Here is a 23,930-nt window from a genome sequence, read left to right on the forward strand (position 1 = left end):
CGACCACAGCAAGGAAAACGCAACATGCAGGATATTGTCGCCAAACTCGAAGCGAAGCGCGCCGAAGCTGCCATGGGCGGCGGCCAGCGCCGCATTGATAATCAGCATGCCAAGGGCAAGCTCACCGCGCGTGAACGCCTTGATGTGCTGCTTGACGAAGGCTCCTTCGAAGAATGGGACATGTTTGTCGAACATGATTGCGTCGATTTCGGCATGACCGAAAACCGCATTCCTGGCGACGGTGTCGTCACCGGGCATGGCACGATAAATGGCCGTCTGGTCTTTGTATTCTCTCAGGATTTCACCGTTTTCGGTGGCGCCCTTTCGGGCGCACATGCGCGCAAGATCGCCAAGATCATGGATCAGGCGATGAAGGTCGGCGCGCCGGTGATCGGGCTTAATGATTCGGGCGGGGCGCGGATTCAGGAAGGTGTCGAAAGTCTTGCCGGCTATGCCGATGTCTTCCAGCGCAATGTCGAGGCATCTGGCGTTATCCCGCAAATTTCCCTGATCATGGGGCCATGTGCCGGCGGTGCTGTTTACAGCCCGGCCATGACCGACTTCATCTTCATGGTCAAGGACAGCTCCTATATGTTCGTGACGGGGCCCGATGTGGTCAAAACCGTCACCCACGAGGAAGTCACCCACGAACAGCTGGGCGGGGCATCGACCCACACCAGTGTTTCGGGTGTTGCTGATCTCGCCTTTGACAATGATGTGGATCTGTTGCTTCAGACCCGTCGTTTCATGGACTTCCTGCCACTGTGCAACAAGGAAGACCCGCCAGCACGCCTGTGCGAAGATCCGATCAATCGTGATGACTTCTCGCTCGATACCCTGGTGCCAGAAAACCCCAACATGCCCTATGACATGAAGGAACTGATCACCAAGATCGTCGACGAGGGTGACTTCTTTGAAATTCAGGCCGACTACGCCAAAAACATCATTATCGGCATGGCGCGCATGGATGGCCGCACGGTCGGTGTCGTCGCCAACCAGCCGATGGTCCTTGCCGGCTGCCTTGATATCGACAGCTCCAAAAAGGCCGCGCGCTTCGTGCGCTTCTGCGATGCCTACAACATTCCGATTGTCACCTTTGTCGATGTGCCGGGCTTCATGCCGGGCACCGCACAGGAATATGGCGGCATCATCAAACACGGTGCGAAACTGCTGTATGCCTATGCCGAGGCCACCGTGCCCAAGGTCACCGTCATTACCCGCAAGGCCTATGGCGGCGCCTATGACGTGATGTCATCGAAACATCTGCGCGGGGATGTCAACTATGCCTGGCCGACCGCCGAAATTGCGGTGATGGGGCCAAAAGGCGCGGTGGAAATCATCTTCCGCGCGGATATGGATAATCCGGCAAAGATCGAAGCCCGCACCGAGGAATACCGCGAAAAATTCGCCAACCCGTTTGTCGCGGGCCGCAAGGGGTTCATTGATGATGTCATCATGCCGCATGGCACACGCCGCCGCGTCTGCAAGGCGCTTGGCATGCTGCGCAACAAGGACATCAAGAACCCTGAAAAGAAACACGGCAACATTCCGCTGTAAGACAAATTGGGAGACAGAAAAATGTTCAGCAAGATCCTGATTGCCAACCGCGGTGAAATCGCCTGCCGTGTGATCAAATCAGCCCGCAAAATGGGCATCAAAACCGTTGCGGTCTATTCCGATGCCGACAAGGCCGCCCTTCATGTCCAGATGGCCGACGAGGCCGTTCGTATTGGTCCGGCACCATCCAACCAGTCCTATCTGATTATCGAAAACATCATCGAGGCCTGCAAATCCACCGGGGCCGAGGCTGTCCATCCTGGCTACGGCTTCCTGTCGGAAAACCAGGCCTTCGCCAAGGCACTTGATGCCGTCGGTATTGCCTTCATCGGCCCGCCGAATGGTGCGATTGCCGCCATGGGTGACAAGATCACGTCCAAGAAAATCGCCGCCGACGCCGGTGTTTCGACCGTTCCGGGCTATATGGGCGTGATCAAGGACACCGCCGAGGCGATCAAGATCGCCAACGAGATCGGCTATCCGGTGATGCTCAAGGCATCCGCTGGCGGCGGCGGCAAGGGCATGCGGATTGCGCGTAATGACGCCGAATGCCGCGAAGGCTTCGAACGTGCCACGTCCGAGGCCGCAAGTTCCTTTGGCGATGACCGTGTCTTTGTCGAAAAATTCGTCGAAGAACCGCGCCATATCGAAATTCAGGTGCTGGCCGATAAACACGGCAACGCGATCTATCTTGGCGAACGCGAATGCTCCATTCAGCGTCGCCATCAAAAGGTCGTTGAAGAAGCCCCGTCACCGTTCATCGATCCCGCCACCCGCAAGGCAATGGGCGAACAGGCCGTGGCACTGGCGCGTGCGGTGGATTACTGCTCGGCAGGCACCGTGGAATTCATCGTCGATAAGGACAAGAACTTCTACTTCCTTGAAATGAACACCCGCCTTCAGGTCGAACACCCGGTGACCGAACTTGTCACCGGTCAGGACCTTGTCGAATGGATGATCAAGATCGCCGATGGCGAGAAGCTGACGCTCAAGCAGGATGACGTCAAACTGACCGGCTGGGCGATGGAAACCCGCGTCTATGCCGAGGACCCCTTCCGTGAATTCCTGCCTTCGACCGGGCGTCTGGTGCGCTATCAGCCGCCAGAAGAGTCTGACACCGTACGTGTCGATACCGGCGTTTATGAAGGCGGCGAGATTTCGATGTTCTATGACCCGATGGTCGCAAAACTGATCACCTATGGTGAAAACCGCGATCAGGCGATTGGTGAAATGCGCCGTGCGCTTGATGCCTATTACATCCGCGGCATTTCGCATAACATCCCGTTCTTGGCCGCTGTCATGGCCAACAAACGCTTCCAGGATGGCAACATCACCACCAACTTCATCGCCGAAGAATACCCTGATGGTTTCTCGGCCGATGATCTGCCCAACGACGATCCGGCAACCCTGATCGTGGTCGCGGCCTACATCAATCAACGCCACGCTGAACGCAATGCCGGCATCACCGGTCAGGTCAGTGACCATCCGCTTGAAATCGCCGAAAGCTGGGTCGCCGTCTGCGGGGATGAACACACCCCGTTCGATATCGAGTTCGATGGTGTTAACGGCGATTACATCGTCGCCATCGGGGATCGCAGCTATGGCGTGGTCTCGGATTGGAAAATCGGCGATCCGCTGTTTGTCGGTGAAATCGACGGTGCGCCGGTCTGCGTGCAGATCGACGTCGAAGGGGTGGGCTACAAACTCGCCGCCAACGGCATTCAGCGCAGCTTCAAGGTCATGCTGCCACGCGTCGCGGAATTGCAAAAACTGATGCCGTTCAAGGCCCCGCCAGACATGTCGAACTTCCTGCTCTCGCCAATGCCGGGCTTGCTGGTCAAGGTCTCGGTCGAAGAAGGCCAGACCGTCCAGCCGGGCGAGGAGCTCTGCATCCTTGAAGCCATGAAAATGGAAAACGTCCTTAAATGCGAAAGCAAGGGTGTCGTCAAAAAGATCCATGCCGAGCAGGGGGCAAACCTCTCGGTCGATGCCATCATCATCGAGTTCGAAAAAGACGAATAGCTGGCTCCTCTTATATTCGAGACATCTTCGCCGCGACATGTGTTAAATGTGTCGCGGTGTTTCTATTTAGGAGGGAAATTGTGCATAAGGTATCGCGCTTCTCAAAGGAGTTGGACTTTCTGAAACCTGCTTTTGAGCAGTTTTCAGAAAACTTGGACCAGTACGGGAACGTCTTCGATTGGGAAGAGTTACCTCACTACTTCAACGAACGAGCAACCATTTCGTTCCTTCAAGCTGCATGCTGGCAGTGCGGTTTGATTTCTATGGAAGAGTACGTGACGAAAAAGTACGTGGGGGAAGAAGAGAACGACGGCCGTTGTGATCTGTACATCTGTCAAAAACGGGGACAACGAACTGTGGAGATAGAAGCAAAGCAGCGGCTGCTTGTGCCAGGTACTAGAGATGGCACGATCAAAGGTTGGTTCTTGGAGGGTGATCTTGATGCATGCAAGAATCAAGGTGCTGACTTGCAAGCGAGTTTGACGTTTGTAATGCCTAGAGTACCTGTCTCAGCAGAATTTACCGAAGAAGAATACCTTGAGGTTGTGCAGAACGCACTCAACATTGCAATGGAGAGCGGTATCCATGCAGTGCATTTTTGGTGCCATCCGAAAGCTTGGAAACACGAAGAAGAGCCTCGAGGTGGCGGTGAAATGGCTCGCTGGCCTGGACTGTTGAGTTTGTTAAGGGTTGTGAACCTAAGTGAGGATGGAGAGGCGAAGGTTGGTCCAAACACGCTAAATTCTCCAATCCGCTTGGCGTAGGCAAGATTGTTGAAGCCTAGATCAGAAGTTGAATACTCCAAATATGGCGCTGTCCGGTTATGTCGGCAGCGCCTTTTCTTTAACCTGTTCAAACACTTGTGTTTTCAAGGTCTTTCCGATCCGTTTCACGCATATTAAATACAGATAACGGGGCTTTACGGGGCGTTTGCACTGCCATATGGTCGTGAATTGAGGCCGTAATACCCTGTGAACATCGAGGTTGACTGCCAACGCATTGAACGTGCCTGCGGCCATCCAATAACAAGAAACGAGGCTTAAGAATGTACAAGCTGATTGCTTTTGATGGCGACGATACCCTGTGGCACAACGAGCCACTTTTCCGCCAAGCCCATGTGCAGCTTCGCGAAATGCTGGGACATTATGTTGATCCCGAGCTGGTTGATGATCGTCTCTATCAGGCCGAGTTGGCCAACCTTTCCATCTATGGCTATGGCGTGACGGGCTTTACCCTGTCGATGATTGAAACGGCGATCGAACTGTCTGATCGTAAAATCAGCGCCGAGGACATCCATAAACTGGCCGAAACCGGCAAATCCATGCTGCGTGCGCCCACCCGGATCATTGACGGGGCCGAAGACGTGCTGAAACAGTATGCCAAGCACCCGAATTACAAGGTAGTCCTGATCACCAAGGGCGATCTGATTGCCCAGCAGCTCAAGATTGATCGCTCCGGGTTCGAGGACCTGTTTGACGGGATCGAGATTGTCTCGGAAAAGGATCCGCTTACCTATCGCAACATCTTTGGCCGCTATGGCGTTGATCCCGAGGAAGCGATCATGATCGGCAATTCGATGAAATCCGATATTCTGCCGGTCCTTGCGTGCGGCGCGACCGCGATCCACATTCCCTATGAAATCACCTGGGTGCATGAAATGGTCGATCAGACCGAGATCGACAATGACAAGGTCATCACGGCCGAAAGCATTGCCCACGTGCCCGGGATTATCGAGAAACTCGAAAACCAAAAGACCAGCGGGAGTATGGAACATGTCTGATTGCGCCGGTTCTGAAATGTCCACCGAGGCCGTTTTGGCCAACGGCCCGGCGGCCGATCTTGATCCGCAAACCAAGCTCGAACTCGAAGCCGCTGCCTTTCGTGGCCTTGTGATGCACCTTCAAGATCGCAAGGATGTTCAGAATATCGATCTGATGAACCTTGCCGGCTTCTGCCGCAATTGCCTCGCCAAATGGTATCTGGCAGCTGCCCGCGAACATGGTGTCGCCATAGATTATGATGGGGCGCGTGAAGTCGTCTATGGCATGACCTATGACGCCTGGAAGGATAACCATCAGGCACCGGCATCTGATGAACAGAAACAAAAGTTTCAGGACACCGCCCATCTGCATGCCAAGATCCCCGGCGCGAAATAAGCCCGGGATAAAACCATCGACAAGGGAGGAGGCCCGATCATGACCGATACAAGCCCCGACCCGTCAACGGGGGATGGCAACATCGCCGTCCATGCCCGGATCGAAGGCCGGGTGCAGGGTGTGTGGTATCGCGCCTGGACCGTCGAAGAAGCCCGTAAACGCGATCTGACCGGCTGGGTGCGCAATCGCAATGATGGCTCGGTCGAGGCGGTCTTTTGCGGTCCGGCCAAGGGGGTGCAATCCATGATCACCGCCTGCCATGAAGGCCCGACCCATGCGCGCGTTGATCGCATTCACGAAGAACCAGCACTTGAAGACGGGTTTGCCACGTTCGAGAAGCGCCCAACCGCCTGAAACAGACTATGCGTCAAGTCATTGGCGGCTTTGTTAAACCGATTGCAAAAGCCTTTTTCCAATTGATTCTGGAAAAAGGCTTTTTCTTTATCGCACTGCGGTGGCATGGTTATGAAATCCTGACTGCATGGTCAGACGCAATGCGTCGGGAAATCAACAGGGAGACTACACATGACCTTTATCGCAAAATCATTTGGCGTTGCTGCCATTGTTGCGACCAGTGCGCTTTGCGCGTTCGGCGCACAGGCAGAGCCGGAACAGAATGACGGCCTGAACGGCACGCTGTGGCTGCAGACCTCGGTCGAATACAAAACGACCGCTATGTCGGTCTATGCCGGGGCGACCCGTTTGCTTGATGCTGCCATTGGCGATCACAGCTGGACCGCAGCGCTCGAGCAGGACGGCAACTATATGACCAAGCCGCCGGCTGTCATTCTGGACGTGGATGAAACCGTTCTGGATAACTCCGCCTATCAGGCATGGGTTGTCACCGACAAAACCCATTACAGCTCCAAAACCTGGGCGGCCTTTGTGCACGATATGATTTCCACCCCGACCCCGGGCGCGCTGGAATTCACCAAGGCGGCTGCCGCCCGCGGTGTTGAAGTCTTCTATGTCTCGAACCGCAAGGCACCGGAAGAAGAACCCACCATCGAAAACCTCAAGAAATATGGCTTCCCCTATGCGGATGAAAAGCATGTCATGCTGCGCGGCGAAGTCGAAGAATGGGGCTCGAACAAAACCCCGCGCCGGGCTGCTGTCGCCGAAGACTACCGTGTGATCATGCAGTTTGGTGACAACTTTGGTGACTTCACCGACGAGATTGATGGCTCGATCGCTGAACGTCTCGAAGTCATGGAAAAATACGGCAATTACTGGGGCGAACGCTGGTTCATGCTGCCCAACCCGAGCTACGGCTCGTGGGAATCTGCCGCCTTCGGTGGCGACTGGGGCAAGTCGGGCGACGAACGCCGTCAGGACAAACTAAATGCCATGACCCCGTGGGCAGGCCCGGCCGAGTAATCCCTGCCGCGTGCTTACGTTAAAGGGCGTCCCGACCGGGGCGCCTTTTTTATATCTAACCTTCTGCGCGACCTCCGGGGTTCATCTTTGCCGTGTAATGGTGTTAGGGTCATGCATCAGGCTTTAACCGCTTTGCACGCGCCACCATGCGTCACCACGCGCCACCACGCAGGATGTTATGAAAGCGACTGCCAACGCCGCCACCCCGCACCGTGATCGTGTCCCACTGGCTGTCGGAACGATCATTTTTACCGTTTTCGCCCTGTCACTGGGCGATGCGCTGATCAAGCAATCGAGCAGCCAGTTCGTCATCTGGCAAATATTCGTCGTCAGATCGGCAATCGCCATTCCCTTTCTGTTGGGCTATCTCGCCATTCGATCCCCGTCGGCCTTGCGCCTTGGCCATGCTTTTGGCTGGACCACGTTGCGCAGCCTTCTGCTGGTGGTGATGTGGGTTTGCTATTATCTGTCCCTGCCGCATCTGACCCTGTCTGTGGCGGCGGCAACCTATTACACCTTGCCGATTTTCATCACACTATTCAGCGCCGTCACGACCCGAACCAAAATCAGTAGAACCGGTTGGCTTGCCGTCATCATCGGCTTTGCGGGCGTGTTGTTTATTCTGCGTCCGGATGCCGGAAACTTTAATGGTTATGCATTGCTGCCGCTGTTCGCGGCCATGCTGTATGCGGTGGCGATGATCTTGACCCGCACCAAATGCCGGGACGAACATCCGATCAAGCTTTCGCTTGCGCTGAACATCGCCTTTGTTGCGGTCGGGGCCATTGCTGCGCTGGTGATCAGCCTGCTGTCTGATGACATGCGCGATGGCTTCCTTCTTGCCCCCTGGAGCACCATGACCCTGACCAGTTTGGGCACCATGGCGATCCTTGCGGCCTCCATCCTGATTGGCAGCATCGGGGCGGCCATTGCCTATCAAAACGGCCCGCCCGCCATGATCGGCACGTTTGATTTTGCCTATGTCGGGTTTTCGTTTGTCTGGGGTGTGGTCTTCTTTGCCGAAACCCCTGATGCCTTGTCGCTCGTCGGTATTGTCCTGATTGTCGGGGCGGGGATCATGGCCCTTCGGCAGTAAAATCAGACTTCCGGTTACTTCAGAACCCAGGAAAAGGCGCGTTTAAGCTCCGCCACCGCATTGGTGTCGTAACACCGCCCATGCGCCAGAACGACATAGTCCGGCTTCCAGCCTATCATGGTCAGGACCGCCTTGCGTAGGGCCTCCTTATACCCGGCAAAGGTCAGGCGCATGTCGCGTGGCGTGCTGCCATGCGGGTCCATGGTGCCAAACAGCCTGACCATAAACCGCCAGATCGGGCTTTTGATTTTAGGGGCTTCAAAGTTTTCGATCAGGTCGGTCAGGATCAGGGTTTTGGACGCGGGATGGAAAAACACCGCCTCGTTCAAATAGCTGCCCCGTACCAAAACTTGTTCGATCTCACCGTCCCACTCAGACTCCGGCGTATCGGCAAGTTCCGCATCAAAATTGACCGCAATCCCGACCGACTTGGCGCGTTTGATCACACCGGGCGCACAGAACGCCTTTGCATCCGGATAGGCCTTTTGCCAGTCGGGTACACCGGCATAATGGATGGTGTTGGGCGCAATCAGATAGGCAACCTCGCCCAGCGCATCGACCTCGGCCTTAAGAGTTTCATTCAGCCGGATCGGCGAATGGACAAGCAGTTTGCCGCTTTGAAGTCGGATAACCGTCATCCGGGTCGGGAAGGGCAGTTTAAGCCCGGCATACCGAAACCCGATCACCGGACCATCAAAGATCCAGACATTCTCGGCAATCGGTTTGGCGTGATCAAGCGGGGCATAGGTTTCGACAGAGAACATGAGGCGGTCTTCCATCTATAAGGCGGGGGACGCAGGTACGGGCGGGGTGGCGGTAGCGGCGATTATACAACCTTGCCCGGATTAAGCCTGCCATCTGGATCAATTGCCGCCTTGATGGCGTGCAGCAATTTCAGTTTTTCCACACTGGCATAATGCGCAAGCTCATCGCGCTTAAGCTGCCCGATGCCGTGCTCCGCACTGATCGATCCGCCAAGCTCGACAACAATGTCGTGAATGACGCTGTTCAGGCTTTCCCACTGCGCAAGATAGGCTTGCTTGTCCATGGTCGCAGGCTGGGTGAAGTTGAAATGGATGTTGCCATCACCCACATGGCCAAACGGGCAGGGACGAATGCCGGGTATCAGCGCATCCGCACGCACCATGCCGCGTTTCAAAAGCTCGGCAACCTTTGAAACCGGCACGGATACATCATGCTTGATCGATCCGCCTTCATATCCTTGCGCCTCGGGGATGCCTTCGCGGATCGCCCACAGGTTTTTACGCTGGGCCTCGGACTGGGCAAGGGTCGCATCCGTCGCAAGCCCGATCTCAACTGCCTGCGCCAACAGATCGACCAGAAGTGTTTCCAGATCATCCTTCGGGCGCGACGATGTCAGCTCGATCAAGACATGCCAGTTTGTCTTGGTCGCAAGCGGCCGCGTCAGGCCCTTCAAATAGGTCACCGACAGATCATGCGCAAAACTGCTGATCAACTCAAACGCCGCAATCGCATCGCCGGTATGGCGGCGCGCGAGTGCAAGCAAGTCAATCGCACATTCCGGCGACGGCACGGCAATCCAGGCGGTGGCGATGTGTTTTGGCTGGGCAAAAAGCTTTAGCGTCGCCTTGGTGATAATGCCAAGCGTGCCTTCCGCGCCGATAAACAGATCGCGCAGGTCATAACCGGTATTGTCCTTGCGAAGCTTGGACAAACCATTCCACACCGTGCCATCGGGCAACACGACCTCAAGCCCAAGGCAAAGATCGCGCGCATTGCCGTATCGAATAACGTTCAATCCCCCGGCATTGGTGGCAAGGTTGCCACCGATCTGGCAGGTCCCCTCGGCACCCAGCGACAGCGGGAAAAGCAAATCCTGCTTCTCTGCGGCTTCCTGAATGTTTTGCAGGATCGCACCGGCTTCGACAGTTGCGGTAAAATCACGCCCGTCAATCTCGATGACGCGGTTCATGCGCTTAAGGTTGATCAGAACCTGTTTGCTATCGGCAACCGCCCCGCCGCACCGCCCGGTGTTGCCACCCTGTGGCACAATCGCGATGTCATGTGCGGCACAAATGGCAACTGCCTTGGCGACTTCCTCTGTGCTGGCCGGAAACAGGATGATCTCGGCATGGCCTTCAAACTTGCCGCGCGCCTCGGCATTGTGGGCTGCCAGCACATCGCTTTCCATGCTGAACCCTTTGGGGCCCAGCAGGTCCTTTAATTCATCAAGTGCGGCTTCTGGCAGGAACGACATGGTGTTGTTCCCTTACTTGCCGTCATGCGTCGCGCGCGGGGCGCTTGCGCGTTTCAGGCGGTCATTGATCGCAATGCCCAATCCGTTATCGGGGATCGGTGCAATCGCAATCCCGGCAAAGTGGCTCTGATCGGCTTCATGCAGCTTGGCAAACAGGTTGGCGGCGGCCTCGATATCATCGCCCGATTTCGAAAGCCACAACACCGCATCAAATCCCTTGGTATTGCAATCGCCAAAGCCGAGCAAAACCTCATGGCCATATTTCGCCGGATCGGCAGTGGTGGCGTCAAGCCGCACGGGCAGGCCCGGCGCATAATGGCTGGTCATCATGCCGGGGCTTTTGGGTGCGGTATCATCGGACTCTGCCATGACAACATCCGTACCCAGCAGTTCCGAAACCTGATCGGCCGTCACCCCGCCGGGGCGCAGCATCACCACCCGATCCGTGGTCAGGTCAATCACCGTGCTTTCAAGCCCGACACCACACGGTCCACCATCCAAAATCATGCCAATCGCATTACCCAGCGACTGCGCAACATGGGCGGCTGTGGTCGGGCTGATCTTGCCAGACCGGTTGGCGGACGGGGCGGCCACCGGGCGACCCACCGCACGCAACAATTCACGCGCCATCGGATGGGCCGGCACCCGCACGGCAATGCTGGGAAGACCGGCTGTGACCAGATCACAAACATCGCTGTTTGCCTGGCGCGGCAGAACCAATGTCAACGCACCCGGCCAAAACGCCGCGGCCAGCTTATCGGCCCGCGCATCAAACACCGCATGTTTGGCGGCGGCATCGCGGTCGGGGAAATGGCTGATCAGCGGATTAAAGCTTGGCCGTTTTTTGGCGGCATAAATCCCCGCCACCGCATCGGCATTGGTCGCATCCGCGCCCAGCCCATAGACCGTCTCGGTCGGAAAGGCCACCAGCTCACCGGCGCGCAGCTTCGCTGCCGCCTGACTAAGGGCACCTTCGGAATAGGGACGGATGGTCAAAGCCGGGGACATCAAGCATTCCATGAAAAATATAGCGCTATGAGATACCTAGCGATGATGACCCCGAATGACAAGCTGCAACATCGACAACCGCAAATTGCGCGAATGTGGATTGAAAGCTCTGCTGCTTCGAATTAACGTGGCCTCCGACAGGAAGAACTGCGACAAAAACGCGGTTCGCACTTGGTGAGTGTCAAGGCCTGCAAATCCGATTTTCGACCTGTCGCCAGACACCCGTGTCAGGTCCCCGAACGGTGCCATGCATCGCAAGGAGGGCCTTTCATGCCAGCCAGACTGTTTTTAAAATCAACATCAATCCCGCCTGCAACAGCGATGTCGCTTGCCTTGGTCAATCTTGCCTCCTTTGTGTCGCAAGTGATCCAGATCGGGGTGATTGATACCTTGTTGCCATTGGCGCTGACCAATGCGGGGCTGGGCGAACAACATGGCGGCATGATGCTGTCGCTGTACTGGATTGCCGATCTGGTTGGCGGATTTTTTGTCGCCGCCATCCTTCGCAAGACCCATCCCGTGATCCCGCTTTTGATCAGCAGCGCGTCATTCTGTCTTTTGATTGCGGTTGTGATGTATGCGCCGCAATCGGTTTGGGTTCTGCCGGCAACACTGTTTGCCGGTGTCGGCCTGATCCTGCGCTGGGTGATCTGTGACGGGCTGATAGTGCAACTGGCACCCCGCGACAAGGTCGGTCGTGTTGTCGGGTTTCACGAAACCCTGATGGGGCTGGGGATTGTTCTTGGCCCTATCCTGATCGGCTGGTTGGGTAATGATGCCTTTGCCATGTCAGGTCTGGCGGTGTTGGCAGGCGTGATTGCGCTTGTCTGTGCGTTTTTCCTGCCGACCATCGAAATGGCGTCGACCGGCAAGGGGGCCGGGGCCGCATTGCGGCGCTGGACGGATAACTGGGATCTGGTGGTCATCGCCCTGGTCGCAGGCTTCGTTGAAATCTGCTTTTTGTCGGTTTTACCGCTTCAGGCCCAACGCGATACCGGGCTTGCCGATGCCGGTTTATGGATGGCGGCGGTATTTGTCTTCGGTGGAACCGTGTGTCAGCCGCTGGTGGGTTATATCTCCGACAAGGCCGGGCCAACCAAACTGGCCTCTCTGTGTTTCGGGCTGCTTTTGATCGGGGCTGTGCCAATGGCAGTGGCCGGATATGGCGTGATTGCCGCGTCCATCCAGTTCATGTTGGGCGTTGCTGTCGCCGGGCTTTATACCGCGGCTGTCCTGATTGCCGCCAGCGGACGCGGGCAGGGATATCAGGTCGGCGTGCTGGTGATTGTCTCGCAAAGCTATACGCTAGGCGCGATTGTTGGTCCGTCGGCGGGGACATCGCTTCTGGTGATGGTCGGAAGCTGGGCCTTGCCTGTTTTGGTGCTGGGTGCTGCGGGGCTGTCGATCGGGCTTTTGATGCTGCGCCGTCAGAGCTAGCTACGGGGCTTCGGCAATTAAACACCACCCCAAAAAGCGCAGAGCCGCCATGAAAATGGCGGCTCCAATTTACGCTCTAGCCCGGTTTCGCCCCGCGGTGGTGAAATCGGACCGCGTCGCCGTGATTCCGGCGGCTATTTACGTCACCTACACTCTGTGTGGCGATAAGGAATGGATAGCGCAAAACGTCCTGAAAGTCAAGAAAACTGCGGGGTGGAGCAGTTTCAAGCTTTCCCGAAAAATGCCGATTTGATCACTGTTGCAGCGCGGGATGGGCAAGCTGCTGATGCGGCTTTGAAATTTGCTTTTGATCCCGCTCTGCGAAGGATCAGTTCTCGTATTTGACCGGCACGCTCGGGCTGCGCGCGATGAAGAACGGGTTGCGGAAATCGGCCTTGCCATAAACGAATCCTGATCCGTCCATATTTTCAACCATACCGCCTGCCGCCGCCAGAACCGCATGACCGGCGCCGATGTCCCATTCCATGGTCGGGCCAAGGCGGGGATAAAGATCGGCTTCACCCGCCGCGACCAGACAAAGCTTGAGCGAGCTTCCCGCCGGGCGCAGTTCCTTGACCGCAAGATCGCCCAGAAAGGCCTTCATCGCCTCCGGATCGCCGTGCGAACGTGACCCGACAACGACAACGCCGTCTTCGGGCATCTCGCGCACAGAAATCGCGGTGATTTTGGGGGCAACGTCGCCTTCGATCAGTTTCGCACCATCCGGCCCGCCGTAATAAAGCTTGTCGATTGCCGGGGCATAAACCACGCCCAGAACCGGTTTTCCCTTGGCAATCAGGGCCACATTGACCGTGAACTCGCCATTGCGTTTGATGAATTCCTTGGTGCCATCCAGCGGATCCACCAGCCAGAAGAAATCGGTCTCCCCGTTCACATCGGGCACATCGCCCTTGGCGGCACTTTCCTCGGACACGATTTTGATATCGGGGGTAAGTGCGCGAAGCCCCGGCAGGATCACGGCCTCTGCCGCTTCGTCGGCCTCGGTCACCGGGCTGGCGTCATCCTTGGACCGGACTTCGAAATCGGTCTGATAGATTTCCATCATCGCCGCCCCGGCCTTGCGGGCAATTTCAATCAGTCCGTTTTCAAGGGCATCGGCATTGGCGGGCAGGGCAACGGTCATGGCAATCTCGTTTCTCGGGGTAAAAATCAACTATCCCACGGGAATAGGGAATTTTGCCCGTAACGTCCAGTCCGGCCTTGTAACGCGTACCTGTTTTCAGCTTTGCGTGCCAAACCGTTCGTCCATGACGTCCTTAAGCGCTGCCATGATATCATCGCTCAGCTGGTCAAGGCTGACCACGATGGCTGGTTTGGCCGGGGTCGGGCAGATGCCGGCCATGACCTCTTCGGCGCGCCATTGCATCATCACGCTTTCGGTCAGTTCAACCAGCGTGATCGCACTTGGGACATGGTCGCTCTGGATGCTGGCGGCAAAGCTTTTGGCTTCATCGCGGGTGGCAAAGATCGGGCAGTATTTCTCACCGGTCGCGGTTGTTTGCAGCAACCAGCCATTATGATAAAGCGCCCAAACGCCTTCCCATTCGGCGACTTCGTGAATGAAGTCGGCGTAGCGCGTGTCAATCTGTGTGCTGCTTGCCATCATCTTTAATCCTGTTGGTTCCAAAAGCCGTGCGGGCGGATATTCTTCGATAAAGCCCCACACGGGACAAACCGCTTTGCGCGCATATGTGGGGACGTGTGATCCATTGCAAGGCCTGCTTTACGTTTCAGGCGGGGCAGCGACCCTTCTTTTTATGATGTTACGATCAAGCCGATTGTCGCAGCTTGAAACGGTTGCGATAGCTTGCCGGCGGCGTTCCGGCGATATCGCGAAAGGCGATGCGAAATGTCTCAAGCGATTGAAACCCGCATTGCTCGGCAATGTCGACCAGCGCAAGGTCGGTTTCCTCAAGCAGTTTCATCGACCTAATAATGCGTTCCCGGCGCAACCATTTTAGTGGCGACAGGCCCGTACCATCGCGGAACCGGCGCAAGAAGGTGCGTTGGCTCAAACCCGATTGCCGTGAAAGGTCATTGATTTCAATCGGCTGATCAAGGTTTTCTCGCGCCCAATCCAAAACCGCCGCAATCGATTTGCCCGGGCGTTCCTGAATAGGGGCCTCGACATATTGCGCCTGTCCGCCATCGCGATGGGGCGGCATGACAAGCCGTCTGGCTACGGTATTGGTCACCTGCGCGCCATGGTCGGACCGGATAACATGCAGGCAGGCATCAATCCCCGCACTGCTGCCCGCAGAGGTAATGATGTTGTCGTGATCAACATAAAGCACATCATCGACAATTTCGGTTTCCGGGAACATCGCGCGGAATTTATCGATATAGCGCCAATGCGTCGTGGCCCGACCATTTTGCAAGATCCCGGCATGGGCCAGAACAAACACCCCCGAACAGATCGTGACGATCCGGCATCCGCGCGCATGTGCCTTTAAAATGGCGTCGCGCAATGCCGGTTCGGGCACGGCATCCGCCCCGCGCCAGCCCGGAATGATGATGGTGTCCGCATCCTCCAAAAGCTCCATCCCGGCATCAACCGCAACTGAAAAGCCCCCCATGGCGCGAATATGCGGATCAACCCCGGCAATGGAGCACCGATACCACGGGAAATCAAACTCCGGCCGCGGCAGGGAAAAGATCTCAAGCGCGATGCCGAACTCAAATGTGCAAAGCCCGTCATAGGCCAGAACCACCACATGATGATTGGGCACATGATGATTGGGTTCGTGCGGCTGGGTACCGGCATGTTGGGGGCTTTGTAGCATCCGTCGTCACTTTGGCGAAAAATTACTGAATAATGGCATTTTGGTCACTTTTGCAAAATCGGGCAAGGCCTAATATCGGCGTCATCAATTTGATGGAGATCGAAACATGACCAGCTACATTAATGAAGTCCCGCCAGCCCCGTCCCACATTGCCCGTGCGCATTTCGACGCCTTGTTGGCGTTTGAAACCGATTGCTGGGATACCCATGCATCGCTTCAGGCCGGTGCGGATGATTTCATTCTTCTCGATGTGCGTTCGCCGGCCCTTTATGAAAGCGGCCATATCGAAGGTGCCTTGAACCTGCCGCATGGCAAGATGACCGAACGCCGCATGGCAGAATACCCGACCGGCAAGACCTTTGTTGTCTATTGCGCAGGCCCGCATTGCAACGGTGCTAACAAGGCGGCCTGTCGTCTTTCGGCGCTTGGCCTTCCGGTCAAACTGATGATTGGCGGCATCACCGGCTGGATCGACGAGGGCTTCAGCCTTGTGACTGGCAAGGATTGATAATGATGCCCCGCCGGTGATCCCATCCGGCGGGGTATTTCCATTTTGCCGAAGTACGAAAAGGTAAAGCCACGTGCCACACGACACTGTCATAAGGCCGGTTCAGCCCGGCGATCTTGATGCGCTGATCAATCTGATCGCCGATCATGCGGCCTATGAACGCGCAACCGTTGACCGTGCTCACCTGCGTTCCGCATTGCCACAGCATATCTTTGGCGATGCTGCGCGGGCCCTCATCCTTGTTGCCGATCGGGCGGGCGATATGATCGGCTATCTGTCCGCCGCGCGCGAGTTCTCGACATGGAACGCCGCGGACTATCTGCATATGGATTGTTTGTATCTGGCGCCATCGTGCCGCGGGGACGGGATCGGGGGCCTGCTGATGAAGGCTGCTGCACGCTATGCTAAGGATCATGACCTTGGCTGGATGGAATGGCAAACACCGGATTGGAACACGGGGGCCATCCGGTTTTATGAACGCCTTGGGGCGGTGGCGAAATCAAAATTCCGCTTTTCCGTGGCGGTCAAAGACCTCTCAGCGGGCGAACCAGAACCCGCTTGCCTGGATATCGCGTGACGATATCCCGCGCGTCACAAACCGCTCGGCCCGCATGTTGGGCGACCAGTGATCCATCGGAAGTCCCGCCTTGCGCTTAAGCTGTGCCAGAAAGTCCTTCGGATCGGGCAACTGATCCCAAACCTGCGGCAGGAACAAGCCCCGCCGGTTGCCATCCGATAAAATAATCCCGTCCTCGAACGGTGTCAGTTTGCTGATCAAATCGGCCTCGCCGTCAAACGGGAACGGCGCCGGTGGCGACAGGATAGAAATCGAAAGCTCCAGATCATCATTGATCTCATCGCGGCCGAGCCCGGCAAAGCGCGGATCCCGAAACGCTGCCTTGAACGCATTTTCGCACAGATCGGTGGCAAGCGGTGCATGGGCCATGATCGACCCGATGCAGCCCCGCAACTGTCCGGCTTTCTTAAGCGTTACAAAGCACGCGCCGGGTGTCGCAAGCGCCGGGTCAAACTGACTTGGTGAAACCTGCAACGGTGCCCCGGTCTCGACCCCATGCAGGATCGATTGCCGACAAAGGCCCAGCATCTCTGCCCCATGCGTCTTGATCAGATGTTCGGTCGCCTTGGTAAAGTCATCCACGCCGTTATCCTGCATATTCGCGGCCTTCGCATCATAAACCGTCCAGGCGCCATAGCCGACCACACGCGATTTATCGCCCGTCACATCGCCGGAATTGCGCATGCCAAGGGTCTTGATCTTCATACCGCGATTGCGTGCGGCCATCAGCATCCCGGCCACTGGCAACGCGCCACAGGCATCGCTGGTATCAATGTTCTCGGCATCGAAATTCTCGATCATGGCGCGTGTGCGGTTATCCATGCGTTGGGCGGTGTCATAATCATGGAAATGCGACAGATCCGATGAAATCACGATCAGGGTTTCCGGCCCGCCCCAAAGCTTCTCGATCACCTCATGCACCTGACGCGGGCTGCATCGGCTGACCAGAAGCGGCACAATGCCGATGTCAGCATCCTCGCCAAACAGGCGCTGGATAAACGGCAATTCGATCTCAAGCCCGTGCTCAAGCGTGTGCGCCTCATCGAGCATCTGAACATGCGGCAACGCCAATGCCTTTTGCAGCGCCGGAAGGTCACAGCGCATAGTACCAAATGGCGTCGCAAACTGATCAGCACGCGCCAGCGCGATCCCCTGAAACGCCATGCGATGCGCCGGGCCAATGATCACAATGCGTTTGATGGTATCCTTCAGCGCCCGAACGGTGGCAAAGCCAAGTGCGGCAATCGCACCCGAAAACATCAATCCCGCGTGCGGCACAATGATCGCCTTGGGCGGCGCATCCCCCGACACGGCATCCGAATGCAAGGCCGCATCCATCAACCCGTCAATCTCGCTACGCAAGATGTCGGCATCGGCCGGATAAAACGTCCCGGCAACAGCAGGCGGGCGGATGATGGTCATAGCCTTCCTTTGACGTACTTAAAAACCTTTTGAAGCAATGTTTCCGAGGTATGTCGAACACGCGGATTCAAGTTGGTCCAATCGTACCACGTATAGTGATACTCACCCTGATGGACGTGGAACTTATTGCCGCAGCTTGTACATTCGCATTTATAGTCCGCGGTCCAATTTAGGGCGTCTTCTAGTTTATCAGTGATAACAACAAAGCCTTTGTCAGCTTCTTTATTCGGGTTGAAAAACATGTTGTTAGGATAAAGTTCGCATTGGCAACCGGCAGCTTCTTTGATGAATCTTAATTTCTCCAGCGCGAAATTCAGGTGGTAAGAATTGGATAACAAACCAGGGCCACCATCTTTGAAAACGTGTTTTGTCTCTTTTCTTATCTTTTTCAAGTGTTCTGAAATTTTACGGAGCTCATCTTCGTCACGTAACTCCCTAATCGCGTTACTGGCCAACCAAACTTTTTTCGGGTCGCCGGAAAGGAAACTTCCTAAAATATCCAATGTTTTGGTCCGAAGTTATATGGTCATCGCATCAGGAGCTTTCTCTGCTATCTTTTGAAAAAGATAGCGATCAGGACTAGATTTTCAAAGAGGAAGCTTTGCATTTGGAAAACGCCGATGACTGATCGTGCATCCCTGACCGACACCGTCCCCGGACGTTACTGGCACCATCTCGATGATGGCCGTATTCAGTGCGATGTCTGCCCGCGCTTTTGCAAGCTCAACGACGGGCAGCGGGGCTTGTGTTTTGTGCGCGCCCGCCAAGGCGATCAGATGGTGCTGACCACATGGGGCCGATCCTCGGGCTTTTGCATTGATCCGATCGAGAAAAAGCCGCTCAATCATTTTCTGCCTGGCACCCCGATCCTGTCGTTCGGCACGGCGGGCTGTAATCTGACCTGCAAGTTCTGCCAGAATTACGAAATATCGAAGGCACGCGAGATGGATAAGCTTTCCTCGCTCGCCACACCCGAAATGATCGCCAAGACCGCCAAGGCGCATGGCTGCTCGGCAGTGGCGTTTACCTATAATGATCCGGTGATCTTTCTGGAATATGCTGTGGATGTCGCCATTGCCTGCCGGGAAATGGGCCTACGCACCGTCGCGGTCACGGCGGGTTATATCGGCGATAAGGCCCGCGCGGAATTCTTCCGCCACATGGATGCCGCCAATGTCGATCTGAAGGGTTTTACGGATCGCTTTTATCACCAGCTATGCTCGGCCCATCTGGATGACGTTCTGGAAACGCTTAAATATCTGCGCCATGAAACCGGGGTCTGGATGGAGCTGACCAATCTTGTGATCCCCGGCGAAAATGATGGTGACGCCGAGTTCCATGAAATGACCCAGTGGGTCCATAATGAACTCGGCCCCGATGTGCCGATGCATTTTTCGGCCTTTCATCCCGACTGGAAAATGATGGATACCCCACGCACCCCGCCCGAAACCTTGGTGCGTGCGCGCAAGATCGCCATGGATAACGGCATGCGTTATGCCTATGTCGGCAATGTTCATGACAAAACCCACAGCAGCACCTTTTGCCACGGTTGCGGTGATATCCTGATTGGCCGTGACTGGTATCAGTTGTCTGACTGGAACCTTGATGCCCATGGCGCGTGCAGAAGCTGTGGTACACATTGTGCCGGTGTGTTTCAGGCCAAACCCGGGACATGGGGCCCGAAACGCCAGCCGGTCCGCTTGATGGCCAGCAACTAAGCAGTCAGAACCAATAAGACTTCAGCCATAATTCCACAGGGAGAACGTCATGGAAATCAAACGCGCCGGATCGCAGGCCTCAACCGTCGGATCCCCGGAATATTTCACCGGACAGGTCCGGATTGAGCCGATCATCAGTGCCGTTGATCCCGCCCGTGTGGCCGCCGCCAACGTGACGTTTGAGCCCGGTGCACGCACCACATGGCACACCCATCCGCTGGGCCAGACCATCATCGTGACCGCCGGTTTTGGTCGTGCGCAGCGCGAAGGCGGCCCGATCGAGGAAATCCGTCCCGGCGATATCGTCTGGTTTGAGCCGGGCGAAAAACACTGGCACGGGGCCGGTCCCGAAACCGCCATGACCCATATCGCCATTCAGGAAAAGCTCAATGGCTCCCCGGTCGATTGGCTGGAACCCGTGACGGATGCGGATTATCTCGGCCAATAAGTATGCGGGGTGATCGTTTTTGCCGGCATTTTTTACTGGCACTGGGGCGTCACATCGCTAAATTGCCGCACAGTTTGACGCGGTTGGAAAGAAAGCACACGCAGTGGCCGGGATGAAAATTCGCAAAGCCCGTTTGGGCGATGTTGGGGCAATTTTTGCCATCCGAAGCCGTGTGCGTGAAAACCACCTTTCCGCGTCTGAGTTGGCCGAACGCGGCATCACCAAGGCCGCCTTTGGCAAATGGCTGGAACAGGGATACGGCATCTGGCTTGCCGATCTTGATGGCTCTGCCGCAGGCTTCGCCATTGCCATCCCCAAAGAAGCAACGCTTTGGGCGCTGTTTGTCGATCCGGAATTCGAAGGCCGCGGGGTCGGGGCGGCATTGCTGCGCACCGCCGAAGACTGGCTGTTTGCCAAGGGATGTAATGACATCTCGCTGACCACCGGGGCCAATCCCGAAAACCGCGCGCACGGCTTTTATGAAAGCCACGGCTGGCATTCCACGGGTGATGTCGAAAACGACGAAGTCGAATACATCAAATCCAACCCGTCGCTTTCGCTGTTTGATTTTGGCTAGGTCGCCTTGCTTTACTGCACCGGAATGCCGCGCGTTTTCTTTTGGCTTGGTCCCAGCAACACCGGCGCATAACCCATCAAAAACGCCAGCCACCCGCCAATCCACATCATGGTCGCAATCGCCAGAAGGGTGACATAGCCCGATCCGGCGAAACCGACCATGACGCGCAATACGGTCGAAACCCAGATAAGCCCAAACGCACTGTTCAAGGCCCAACCTGCGCGTACTTCACGCCCGGTATGACCAAGGGCGGCCCGCCCGGCAATGGCAATGATCATGCAACTCATCGCCCCGCCGGTAAGCGCATGCAGGGCATCACGGCTGCTCATGACATCAGGCCACAGGATCGCAACGCCAAGCAGGACAAGCCCGGCAGGCACCCAGAAATAACCCAGATGCAGCATGATCACGATGGGTTCGCGCCAGCTGTGCGCACCGCGCCATCGGAACAAACGGATGGCATGCACAATCCCGGCAAACAGCAACACAGAACCGGCAATCACGCCCGCCGGATCAAGGATCACGGCAACGATGCCGAGCGCAATACTGGCCAGACAGACCATATCAAACCACCCGAACATGGCAGGCATCGGCGCGCTGATCTGTTCGCGTTGCATCCAGTTGCGTGTAAAGGCCGGGATGACCCGCCCGCCGATCAAACCGATCAGCAATATGATCGTCAAAATTGCTGTTTGATACAGTAGGACCGGATCAAGGGCGATGACATCAAGGCAGGCGGCAACAAACAGCGCATCAAACAGCGCGATCATGGAAATGACGGCCAGAACCCGCATATTGCGGTAGTTGCGGGCGGCAACCAGTTCCCGCACACCAAGGGCCAGCAAAAAGATGAAATAGACCAACGCCCCGGCAATCGTCAAAACCGGGTCAAGAGTCTCGCCAAATCCAATCGCCAACCGCCCGATCAGCCAGCTTGTGGTTAACGCCATTAACATGCCCCCGGAAATCGGTGGGCGGCTTGTCCAGTTGGCAATCGCGGTCAGCAAGAATCCCCCGATGGCCGCCCCGCCAAATCCGAAAATCATTTCATGGGCATGCCACCATGACCCTGTTCCCAGACTGGGGGTCGCAATGCCATGCACAAAACCCGCCACCCACCAGACAACAGCCACGATGGCCAGAACCCCGGCCAGCAGGAAAAGCGGGCGAAAAGCCCCCGTCCAGAACGGATGTGTGGCCCTGTGTGGTTCGGTAATCGAAATCGGTGCGGTTCTGCCAGCCATGACATACCTCCAGAATGTTGGAATGCGTCATAGTAGCGATCAAACCTGATCGCGCCTTGATGTTGCGCAATTCGTTGGGACGGCGTTTTGTCGGGTTGGTGTTGCCTTTACGTGAAATCCCGCACCTTTTTGAACGATAAGCCTTTTCAACCGCGTTTAACGCGCTAGATTAGGAGCATCAATTTCTTTGCAGTTGCTTGATCAAGGACTGCGCCCCGAAACATGACAGGAGTCCTGTTCACCATGAAGATCACGTTTTCCGATCTCGCCATTCCGAAAACCGGTGCCGTTATCGCCTTTGCGACCGAGGGTGCCGATCTGATGCCCAGTGCCGTCGCACTTGATGAGGCAACCGGGGGTGCGATCACCAAGGCGATCAAGGCGTCGACCTTCAAGGGCAAATCCGGCCAAAGCCTTCAGGTGCTGGCTCCCTCCAATGTCGATCTGTCGCGCGTGATCATTTTCGGGATCGGCAAGGAAGCCGAATTTGACGTGATTGCCGCCCAGAAACTTGGTGGTTCCGTCACCGCCCGTGCGCTTTCCACCGGCGAGAAAGAGCTTTCCGTTCTGTTTGATATGGAAAACCTCGCCTGTGATTTCGCAACCGGTGCGATGCTGCGCGATTATCGTTTCGATAAATACCGCACGACCGAGACCAAGGAAGACAAACCGGTCCTCAAGGCGTTTGATATCGCCACCCGCGATCACAAGGACGCCAAGAAACAGTTTGAAAGTGCCAAAAAGGTCGTCGAAGGCGTGTTCTTCACCCGCGATCTGGTGTCTGAACCGGCCAACATTCTTTATCCGGAAAGCTTTGCCAAGGAAGTCTCTGCCCTTGAAAAACTCGGTGTCGAGATTGACGTCCTTGACGAAAAGGAAATGAAGAAGCTCGGCATGGGCGCGCTTCTGGGCGTTGCCATGGGTTCTGCCCGCAAACCGGCCATGGTCGTCATGCGCTGGAACGGCGGCAAGAAAAAGGACGCGCCGATTGCCTTCGTGGGCAAGGGTGTGACCTTTGATACCGGCGGTATTTCGATCAAGCCGGCTGCCGGCATGGAAGACATGAAATGGGATATGGGCGGTGCCGGCGTGGTTTCTGGCCTGATGAAGGCTCTCGCCGGTCGTAAGGCGAAATGCAATGTGGTTGCCGTGCTTGGCCTTGTTGAAAACATGCCATCCTCAACCGCACAGCGTCCGGGCGACGTTGTGACCTCGATGTCCGGTCAGACGATTGAAGTCATCAATACCGACGCCGAAGGCCGTCTGGTTCTGTGTGATGCATTGACCTATGTGCAGGAAAAATACGACCCGCGTCTGATCGTTGATCTTGCGACGCTCACGGGTGCTGTCATCATCGCGCTTGGTCATGAAAATGCCGGTCTGTTTTCGAACAATGATGACTTGGCGACCCAGATCAGCACCGCTGGCCTTGCTGTTGACGAGGGTGTCTGGCGTTTGCCGCTGTCACCGGCCTATGACAAGCAGCTTAAATCCGACATTGCCGACATGAAAAACGTCGGCGGCCGTCCGGCGGGATCGATCACTGCGGCCCAGTTCCTCAAGCGCTTTATCACCAAGGATCGCCCGTGGGCGCATCTTGATATCGCCGCCATGGCCTGGTCGACGGCGGACAAGGAAGTCGTGCCAAAAGGCGGCACCGGCTTTGGCGTGCGTCTGCTTGATCGCTTTGTTGCCGATAACTACGAGTCCTGATTTCAGGAACGCATAACTGAATAAAAG

25 protein-coding genes are annotated in these 23,930 nt (G+C 56.3%); 16 read left to right on the top strand and 9 right to left on the bottom strand.

Features of this window, described 5'->3' with window-relative positions:
- Window positions 1-24 precede the first annotated feature (24 nt).
- The 8 genes from TH4_RS07340 (at window position 25) to TH4_RS07380 (ending at window position 8,208) form a co-directional block, all read left to right on the top strand.
- Window positions 25-1,557, top strand: a complete 1,533-nt coding sequence (locus TH4_RS07340; protein WP_063087055.1) for an acyl-CoA carboxylase subunit beta — start codon at window positions 25-27, stop codon at window positions 1,555-1,557.
- 21 nt (window positions 1,558-1,578) lie between these two features.
- Window positions 1,579-3,579, top strand: coding sequence for an acetyl-CoA carboxylase biotin carboxylase subunit (gene accC, locus TH4_RS07345; RefSeq protein ID WP_064780522.1), 2,001 nt, complete (start codon window positions 1,579-1,581; stop codon window positions 3,577-3,579).
- Between the two features lie 80 nt (window positions 3,580-3,659).
- The gene (locus TH4_RS07350) at window positions 3,660-4,343 is read left to right on the top strand and encodes a hypothetical protein (RefSeq protein ID WP_157097716.1); all 684 of its coding nucleotides are present in this window, start codon (window positions 3,660-3,662) and stop codon (window positions 4,341-4,343) included.
- A gap of 281 nt (window positions 4,344-4,624) precedes the next feature.
- A complete protein-coding gene (locus tag TH4_RS07360) occupies window positions 4,625-5,359 on the top strand; it encodes an HAD family hydrolase (RefSeq protein WP_008892220.1) in 735 nt (244 codons plus the stop codon).
- Window positions 5,352-5,735, top strand: a complete 384-nt coding sequence (locus TH4_RS07365; protein ID WP_209272174.1) for a DUF1244 domain-containing protein — start codon at window positions 5,352-5,354, stop codon at window positions 5,733-5,735. The genes TH4_RS07360 and TH4_RS07365 overlap by 8 nt, the downstream gene beginning before the upstream one ends.
- Before the next feature lie 39 nt (window positions 5,736-5,774).
- Window positions 5,775-6,089, top strand: coding sequence for an acylphosphatase (locus tag TH4_RS07370; protein WP_064780525.1), 315 nt, complete (start codon window positions 5,775-5,777; stop codon window positions 6,087-6,089).
- Window positions 6,090-6,260: 171 nt separating this feature from the next.
- A complete protein-coding gene (locus TH4_RS07375) occupies window positions 6,261-7,112 on the top strand; it encodes a 5'-nucleotidase, lipoprotein e(P4) family (RefSeq protein ID WP_064780526.1) in 852 nt (283 codons plus the stop codon).
- A 178-nt stretch (window positions 7,113-7,290) separates the two neighbouring features.
- On the top strand, window positions 7,291-8,208 hold the full coding sequence (locus tag TH4_RS07380) for a DMT family transporter (RefSeq protein ID WP_064780527.1): 918 nt from the start codon (window positions 7,291-7,293) through the stop codon (window positions 8,206-8,208).
- 14 nt (window positions 8,209-8,222) lie between these two features.
- Here TH4_RS07380 and TH4_RS07385 read toward each other — a convergent pair whose 3' ends face one another.
- The 3 genes from TH4_RS07385 to TH4_RS07395 form a co-directional block, all read right to left on the bottom strand.
- A complete protein-coding gene (locus tag TH4_RS07385) occupies window positions 8,223-8,972 on the bottom strand; it encodes a DUF4336 domain-containing protein (protein ID WP_064780990.1) in 750 nt (249 codons plus the stop codon).
- Between the two features lie 62 nt (window positions 8,973-9,034).
- The gene (locus tag TH4_RS07390) at window positions 9,035-10,447 is read right to left on the bottom strand and encodes an FAD-binding oxidoreductase (protein ID WP_064780528.1); all 1,413 of its coding nucleotides are present in this window, start codon (window positions 10,445-10,447) and stop codon (window positions 9,035-9,037) included.
- A 12-nt stretch (window positions 10,448-10,459) separates the two neighbouring features.
- Window positions 10,460-11,455: an L-threonylcarbamoyladenylate synthase gene (locus tag TH4_RS07395; protein WP_064780991.1), complete on the bottom strand. Its 996-nt coding sequence runs from the start codon at window positions 11,453-11,455 to the stop codon at window positions 10,460-10,462.
- 270 nt (window positions 11,456-11,725) lie between these two features.
- Here TH4_RS07395 and TH4_RS07400 point away from each other — a divergent pair, with 270 nt between their 5' ends.
- Entirely contained in the window at window positions 11,726-12,892 is a 1,167-nt protein-coding gene (locus tag TH4_RS07400; RefSeq protein ID WP_064780529.1) for an MFS transporter, read from the top strand.
- Between the two features lie 171 nt (window positions 12,893-13,063).
- On the top strand, window positions 13,064-13,237 hold the full coding sequence (locus TH4_RS20625) for a hypothetical protein (protein WP_157097717.1): 174 nt from the start codon (window positions 13,064-13,066) through the stop codon (window positions 13,235-13,237).
- Here TH4_RS20625 and cysQ read toward each other — a convergent pair.
- The 3 genes from cysQ to ftrA form a co-directional block, all read right to left on the bottom strand.
- Window positions 13,221-14,036, bottom strand: a complete 816-nt coding sequence (gene cysQ, locus TH4_RS07410; protein WP_064780531.1) for a 3'(2'),5'-bisphosphate nucleotidase CysQ — start codon at window positions 14,034-14,036, stop codon at window positions 13,221-13,223. The two genes, TH4_RS20625 and cysQ, sit on opposite strands and share 17 nt — an antisense overlap.
- A 96-nt stretch (window positions 14,037-14,132) precedes the next feature.
- A complete protein-coding gene (locus tag TH4_RS07415) occupies window positions 14,133-14,516 on the bottom strand; it encodes a DUF2750 domain-containing protein (protein WP_167351204.1) in 384 nt (127 codons plus the stop codon).
- A 166-nt stretch (window positions 14,517-14,682) separates the two neighbouring features.
- Window positions 14,683-15,696 carry a transcriptional regulator FtrA gene (ftrA, locus tag TH4_RS07420; protein WP_083997010.1) on the bottom strand — a complete coding sequence of 338 codons (1,014 nt, stop codon included), beginning with the start codon at window positions 15,694-15,696 and terminating at the stop codon, window positions 14,683-14,685.
- A gap of 106 nt (window positions 15,697-15,802) precedes the next feature.
- On the opposite strand from ftrA, the gene TH4_RS07425 reads away from it, so the two are divergent.
- Both TH4_RS07425 and TH4_RS07430 read left to right on the top strand, forming a co-directional pair.
- A complete protein-coding gene (locus TH4_RS07425) occupies window positions 15,803-16,204 on the top strand; it encodes a rhodanese-like domain-containing protein (RefSeq protein ID WP_063087068.1) in 402 nt (133 codons plus the stop codon).
- Between the two features lie 73 nt (window positions 16,205-16,277).
- Window positions 16,278-16,781, top strand: coding sequence for a GNAT family N-acetyltransferase (locus TH4_RS07430; protein WP_064780533.1), 504 nt, complete (start codon window positions 16,278-16,280; stop codon window positions 16,779-16,781).
- Here TH4_RS07430 and amrB read toward each other — a convergent pair.
- On the bottom strand, window positions 16,740-18,203 hold the full coding sequence (amrB, locus tag TH4_RS07435) for an AmmeMemoRadiSam system protein B (protein ID WP_064780534.1): 1,464 nt from the start codon (window positions 18,201-18,203) through the stop codon (window positions 16,740-16,742). The two genes, TH4_RS07430 and amrB, sit on opposite strands and share 42 nt — an antisense overlap.
- Window positions 18,200-18,706: a hypothetical protein gene (locus TH4_RS07440; protein WP_064780535.1), complete on the bottom strand. Its 507-nt coding sequence runs from the start codon at window positions 18,704-18,706 to the stop codon at window positions 18,200-18,202. The genes amrB and TH4_RS07440 overlap by 4 nt, the downstream gene beginning before the upstream one ends.
- A gap of 117 nt (window positions 18,707-18,823) precedes the next feature.
- Between TH4_RS07440 and amrS the strand changes: the two genes are divergently transcribed.
- The 3 genes from amrS to TH4_RS07455 all read left to right on the top strand — a co-directional run bounded on the left by amrS (window position 18,824) and on the right by TH4_RS07455 (window position 20,946).
- Window positions 18,824-19,921 carry an AmmeMemoRadiSam system radical SAM enzyme gene (amrS, locus tag TH4_RS07445; RefSeq protein WP_064780536.1) on the top strand — a complete coding sequence of 366 codons (1,098 nt, stop codon included), beginning with the start codon at window positions 18,824-18,826 and terminating at the stop codon, window positions 19,919-19,921.
- A gap of 49 nt (window positions 19,922-19,970) precedes the next feature.
- A complete protein-coding gene (locus TH4_RS07450) occupies window positions 19,971-20,369 on the top strand; it encodes a (R)-mandelonitrile lyase (RefSeq protein ID WP_064780537.1) in 399 nt (132 codons plus the stop codon).
- A gap of 112 nt (window positions 20,370-20,481) precedes the next feature.
- Window positions 20,482-20,946 (top strand): GNAT family N-acetyltransferase, encoded by a 465-nt coding sequence (locus TH4_RS07455; protein WP_064780538.1) that lies wholly within the window; start codon window positions 20,482-20,484, stop codon window positions 20,944-20,946.
- An 11-nt stretch (window positions 20,947-20,957) separates the two neighbouring features.
- Here TH4_RS07455 and TH4_RS07460 read toward each other — a convergent pair whose 3' ends face one another.
- The gene (locus TH4_RS07460; RefSeq protein ID WP_064780539.1) at window positions 20,958-22,190 is read right to left on the bottom strand and encodes an NnrS family protein; all 1,233 of its coding nucleotides are present in this window, start codon (window positions 22,188-22,190) and stop codon (window positions 20,958-20,960) included.
- A 243-nt stretch (window positions 22,191-22,433) separates the two neighbouring features.
- Between TH4_RS07460 and TH4_RS07465 the strand changes: the two genes are divergently transcribed.
- On the top strand, window positions 22,434-23,903 hold the full coding sequence (locus TH4_RS07465) for a leucyl aminopeptidase (RefSeq protein ID WP_064780993.1): 1,470 nt from the start codon (window positions 22,434-22,436) through the stop codon (window positions 23,901-23,903).
- Window positions 23,904-23,930: the final 27 nt, after the last annotated feature.

This window comes from Thalassospira tepidiphila MCCC 1A03514 (genome assembly GCF_001662875.1).
GTDB classification, from domain to species: domain Bacteria; phylum Pseudomonadota; class Alphaproteobacteria; order Rhodospirillales; family Thalassospiraceae; genus Thalassospira; species Thalassospira tepidiphila.

Coding starts and splice junctions, on each gene's coding strand:
- TH4_RS07340 (WP_063087055.1), top strand. CDS start 25: ATGCAGGATATTGTCGCCAAACTCGAAGCGAAGCGCGCCGAAGCTGCC.
- accC (WP_064780522.1), top strand. CDS start 1,579: ATGTTCAGCAAGATCCTGATTGCCAACCGCGGTGAAATCGCCTGCCGT.
- TH4_RS07360 (WP_008892220.1), top strand. CDS start 4,625: ATGTACAAGCTGATTGCTTTTGATGGCGACGATACCCTGTGGCACAAC.
- TH4_RS07365 (WP_209272174.1), top strand. CDS start 5,352: ATGTCTGATTGCGCCGGTTCTGAAATGTCCACCGAGGCCGTTTTGGCC.
- TH4_RS07370 (WP_064780525.1), top strand. CDS start 5,775: ATGACCGATACAAGCCCCGACCCGTCAACGGGGGATGGCAACATCGCC.
- TH4_RS07375 (WP_064780526.1), top strand. CDS start 6,261: ATGACCTTTATCGCAAAATCATTTGGCGTTGCTGCCATTGTTGCGACC.
- TH4_RS07380 (WP_064780527.1), top strand. CDS start 7,291: ATGAAAGCGACTGCCAACGCCGCCACCCCGCACCGTGATCGTGTCCCA.
- TH4_RS07385 (WP_064780990.1), bottom strand. CDS start 8,972: ATGTTCTCTGTCGAAACCTATGCCCCGCTTGATCACGCCAAACCGATT.
- TH4_RS07390 (WP_064780528.1), bottom strand. CDS start 10,447: ATGTCGTTCCTGCCAGAAGCCGCACTTGATGAATTAAAGGACCTGCTG.
- TH4_RS07395 (WP_064780991.1), bottom strand. CDS start 11,455: ATGTCCCCGGCTTTGACCATCCGTCCCTATTCCGAAGGTGCCCTTAGT.
- TH4_RS07400 (WP_064780529.1), top strand. CDS start 11,726: ATGCCAGCCAGACTGTTTTTAAAATCAACATCAATCCCGCCTGCAACA.
- TH4_RS20625 (WP_157097717.1), top strand. CDS start 13,064: ATGGATAGCGCAAAACGTCCTGAAAGTCAAGAAAACTGCGGGGTGGAG.
- cysQ (WP_064780531.1), bottom strand. CDS start 14,036: ATGACCGTTGCCCTGCCCGCCAATGCCGATGCCCTTGAAAACGGACTG.
- TH4_RS07415 (WP_167351204.1), bottom strand. CDS start 14,516: ATGGCAAGCAGCACACAGATTGACACGCGCTACGCCGACTTCATTCAC.
- ftrA (WP_083997010.1), bottom strand. CDS start 15,696: ATGCTACAAAGCCCCCAACATGCCGGTACCCAGCCGCACGAACCCAAT.
- TH4_RS07425 (WP_063087068.1), top strand. CDS start 15,803: ATGACCAGCTACATTAATGAAGTCCCGCCAGCCCCGTCCCACATTGCC.
- amrB (WP_064780534.1), bottom strand. CDS start 18,203: ATGACCATCATCCGCCCGCCTGCTGTTGCCGGGACGTTTTATCCGGCC.
- amrS (WP_064780536.1), top strand. CDS start 18,824: ATGACTGATCGTGCATCCCTGACCGACACCGTCCCCGGACGTTACTGG.
- TH4_RS07450 (WP_064780537.1), top strand. CDS start 19,971: ATGGAAATCAAACGCGCCGGATCGCAGGCCTCAACCGTCGGATCCCCG.
- TH4_RS07455 (WP_064780538.1), top strand. CDS start 20,482: ATGAAAATTCGCAAAGCCCGTTTGGGCGATGTTGGGGCAATTTTTGCC.
- TH4_RS07460 (WP_064780539.1), bottom strand. CDS start 22,190: ATGGCTGGCAGAACCGCACCGATTTCGATTACCGAACCACACAGGGCC.
- TH4_RS07465 (WP_064780993.1), top strand. CDS start 22,434: ATGAAGATCACGTTTTCCGATCTCGCCATTCCGAAAACCGGTGCCGTT.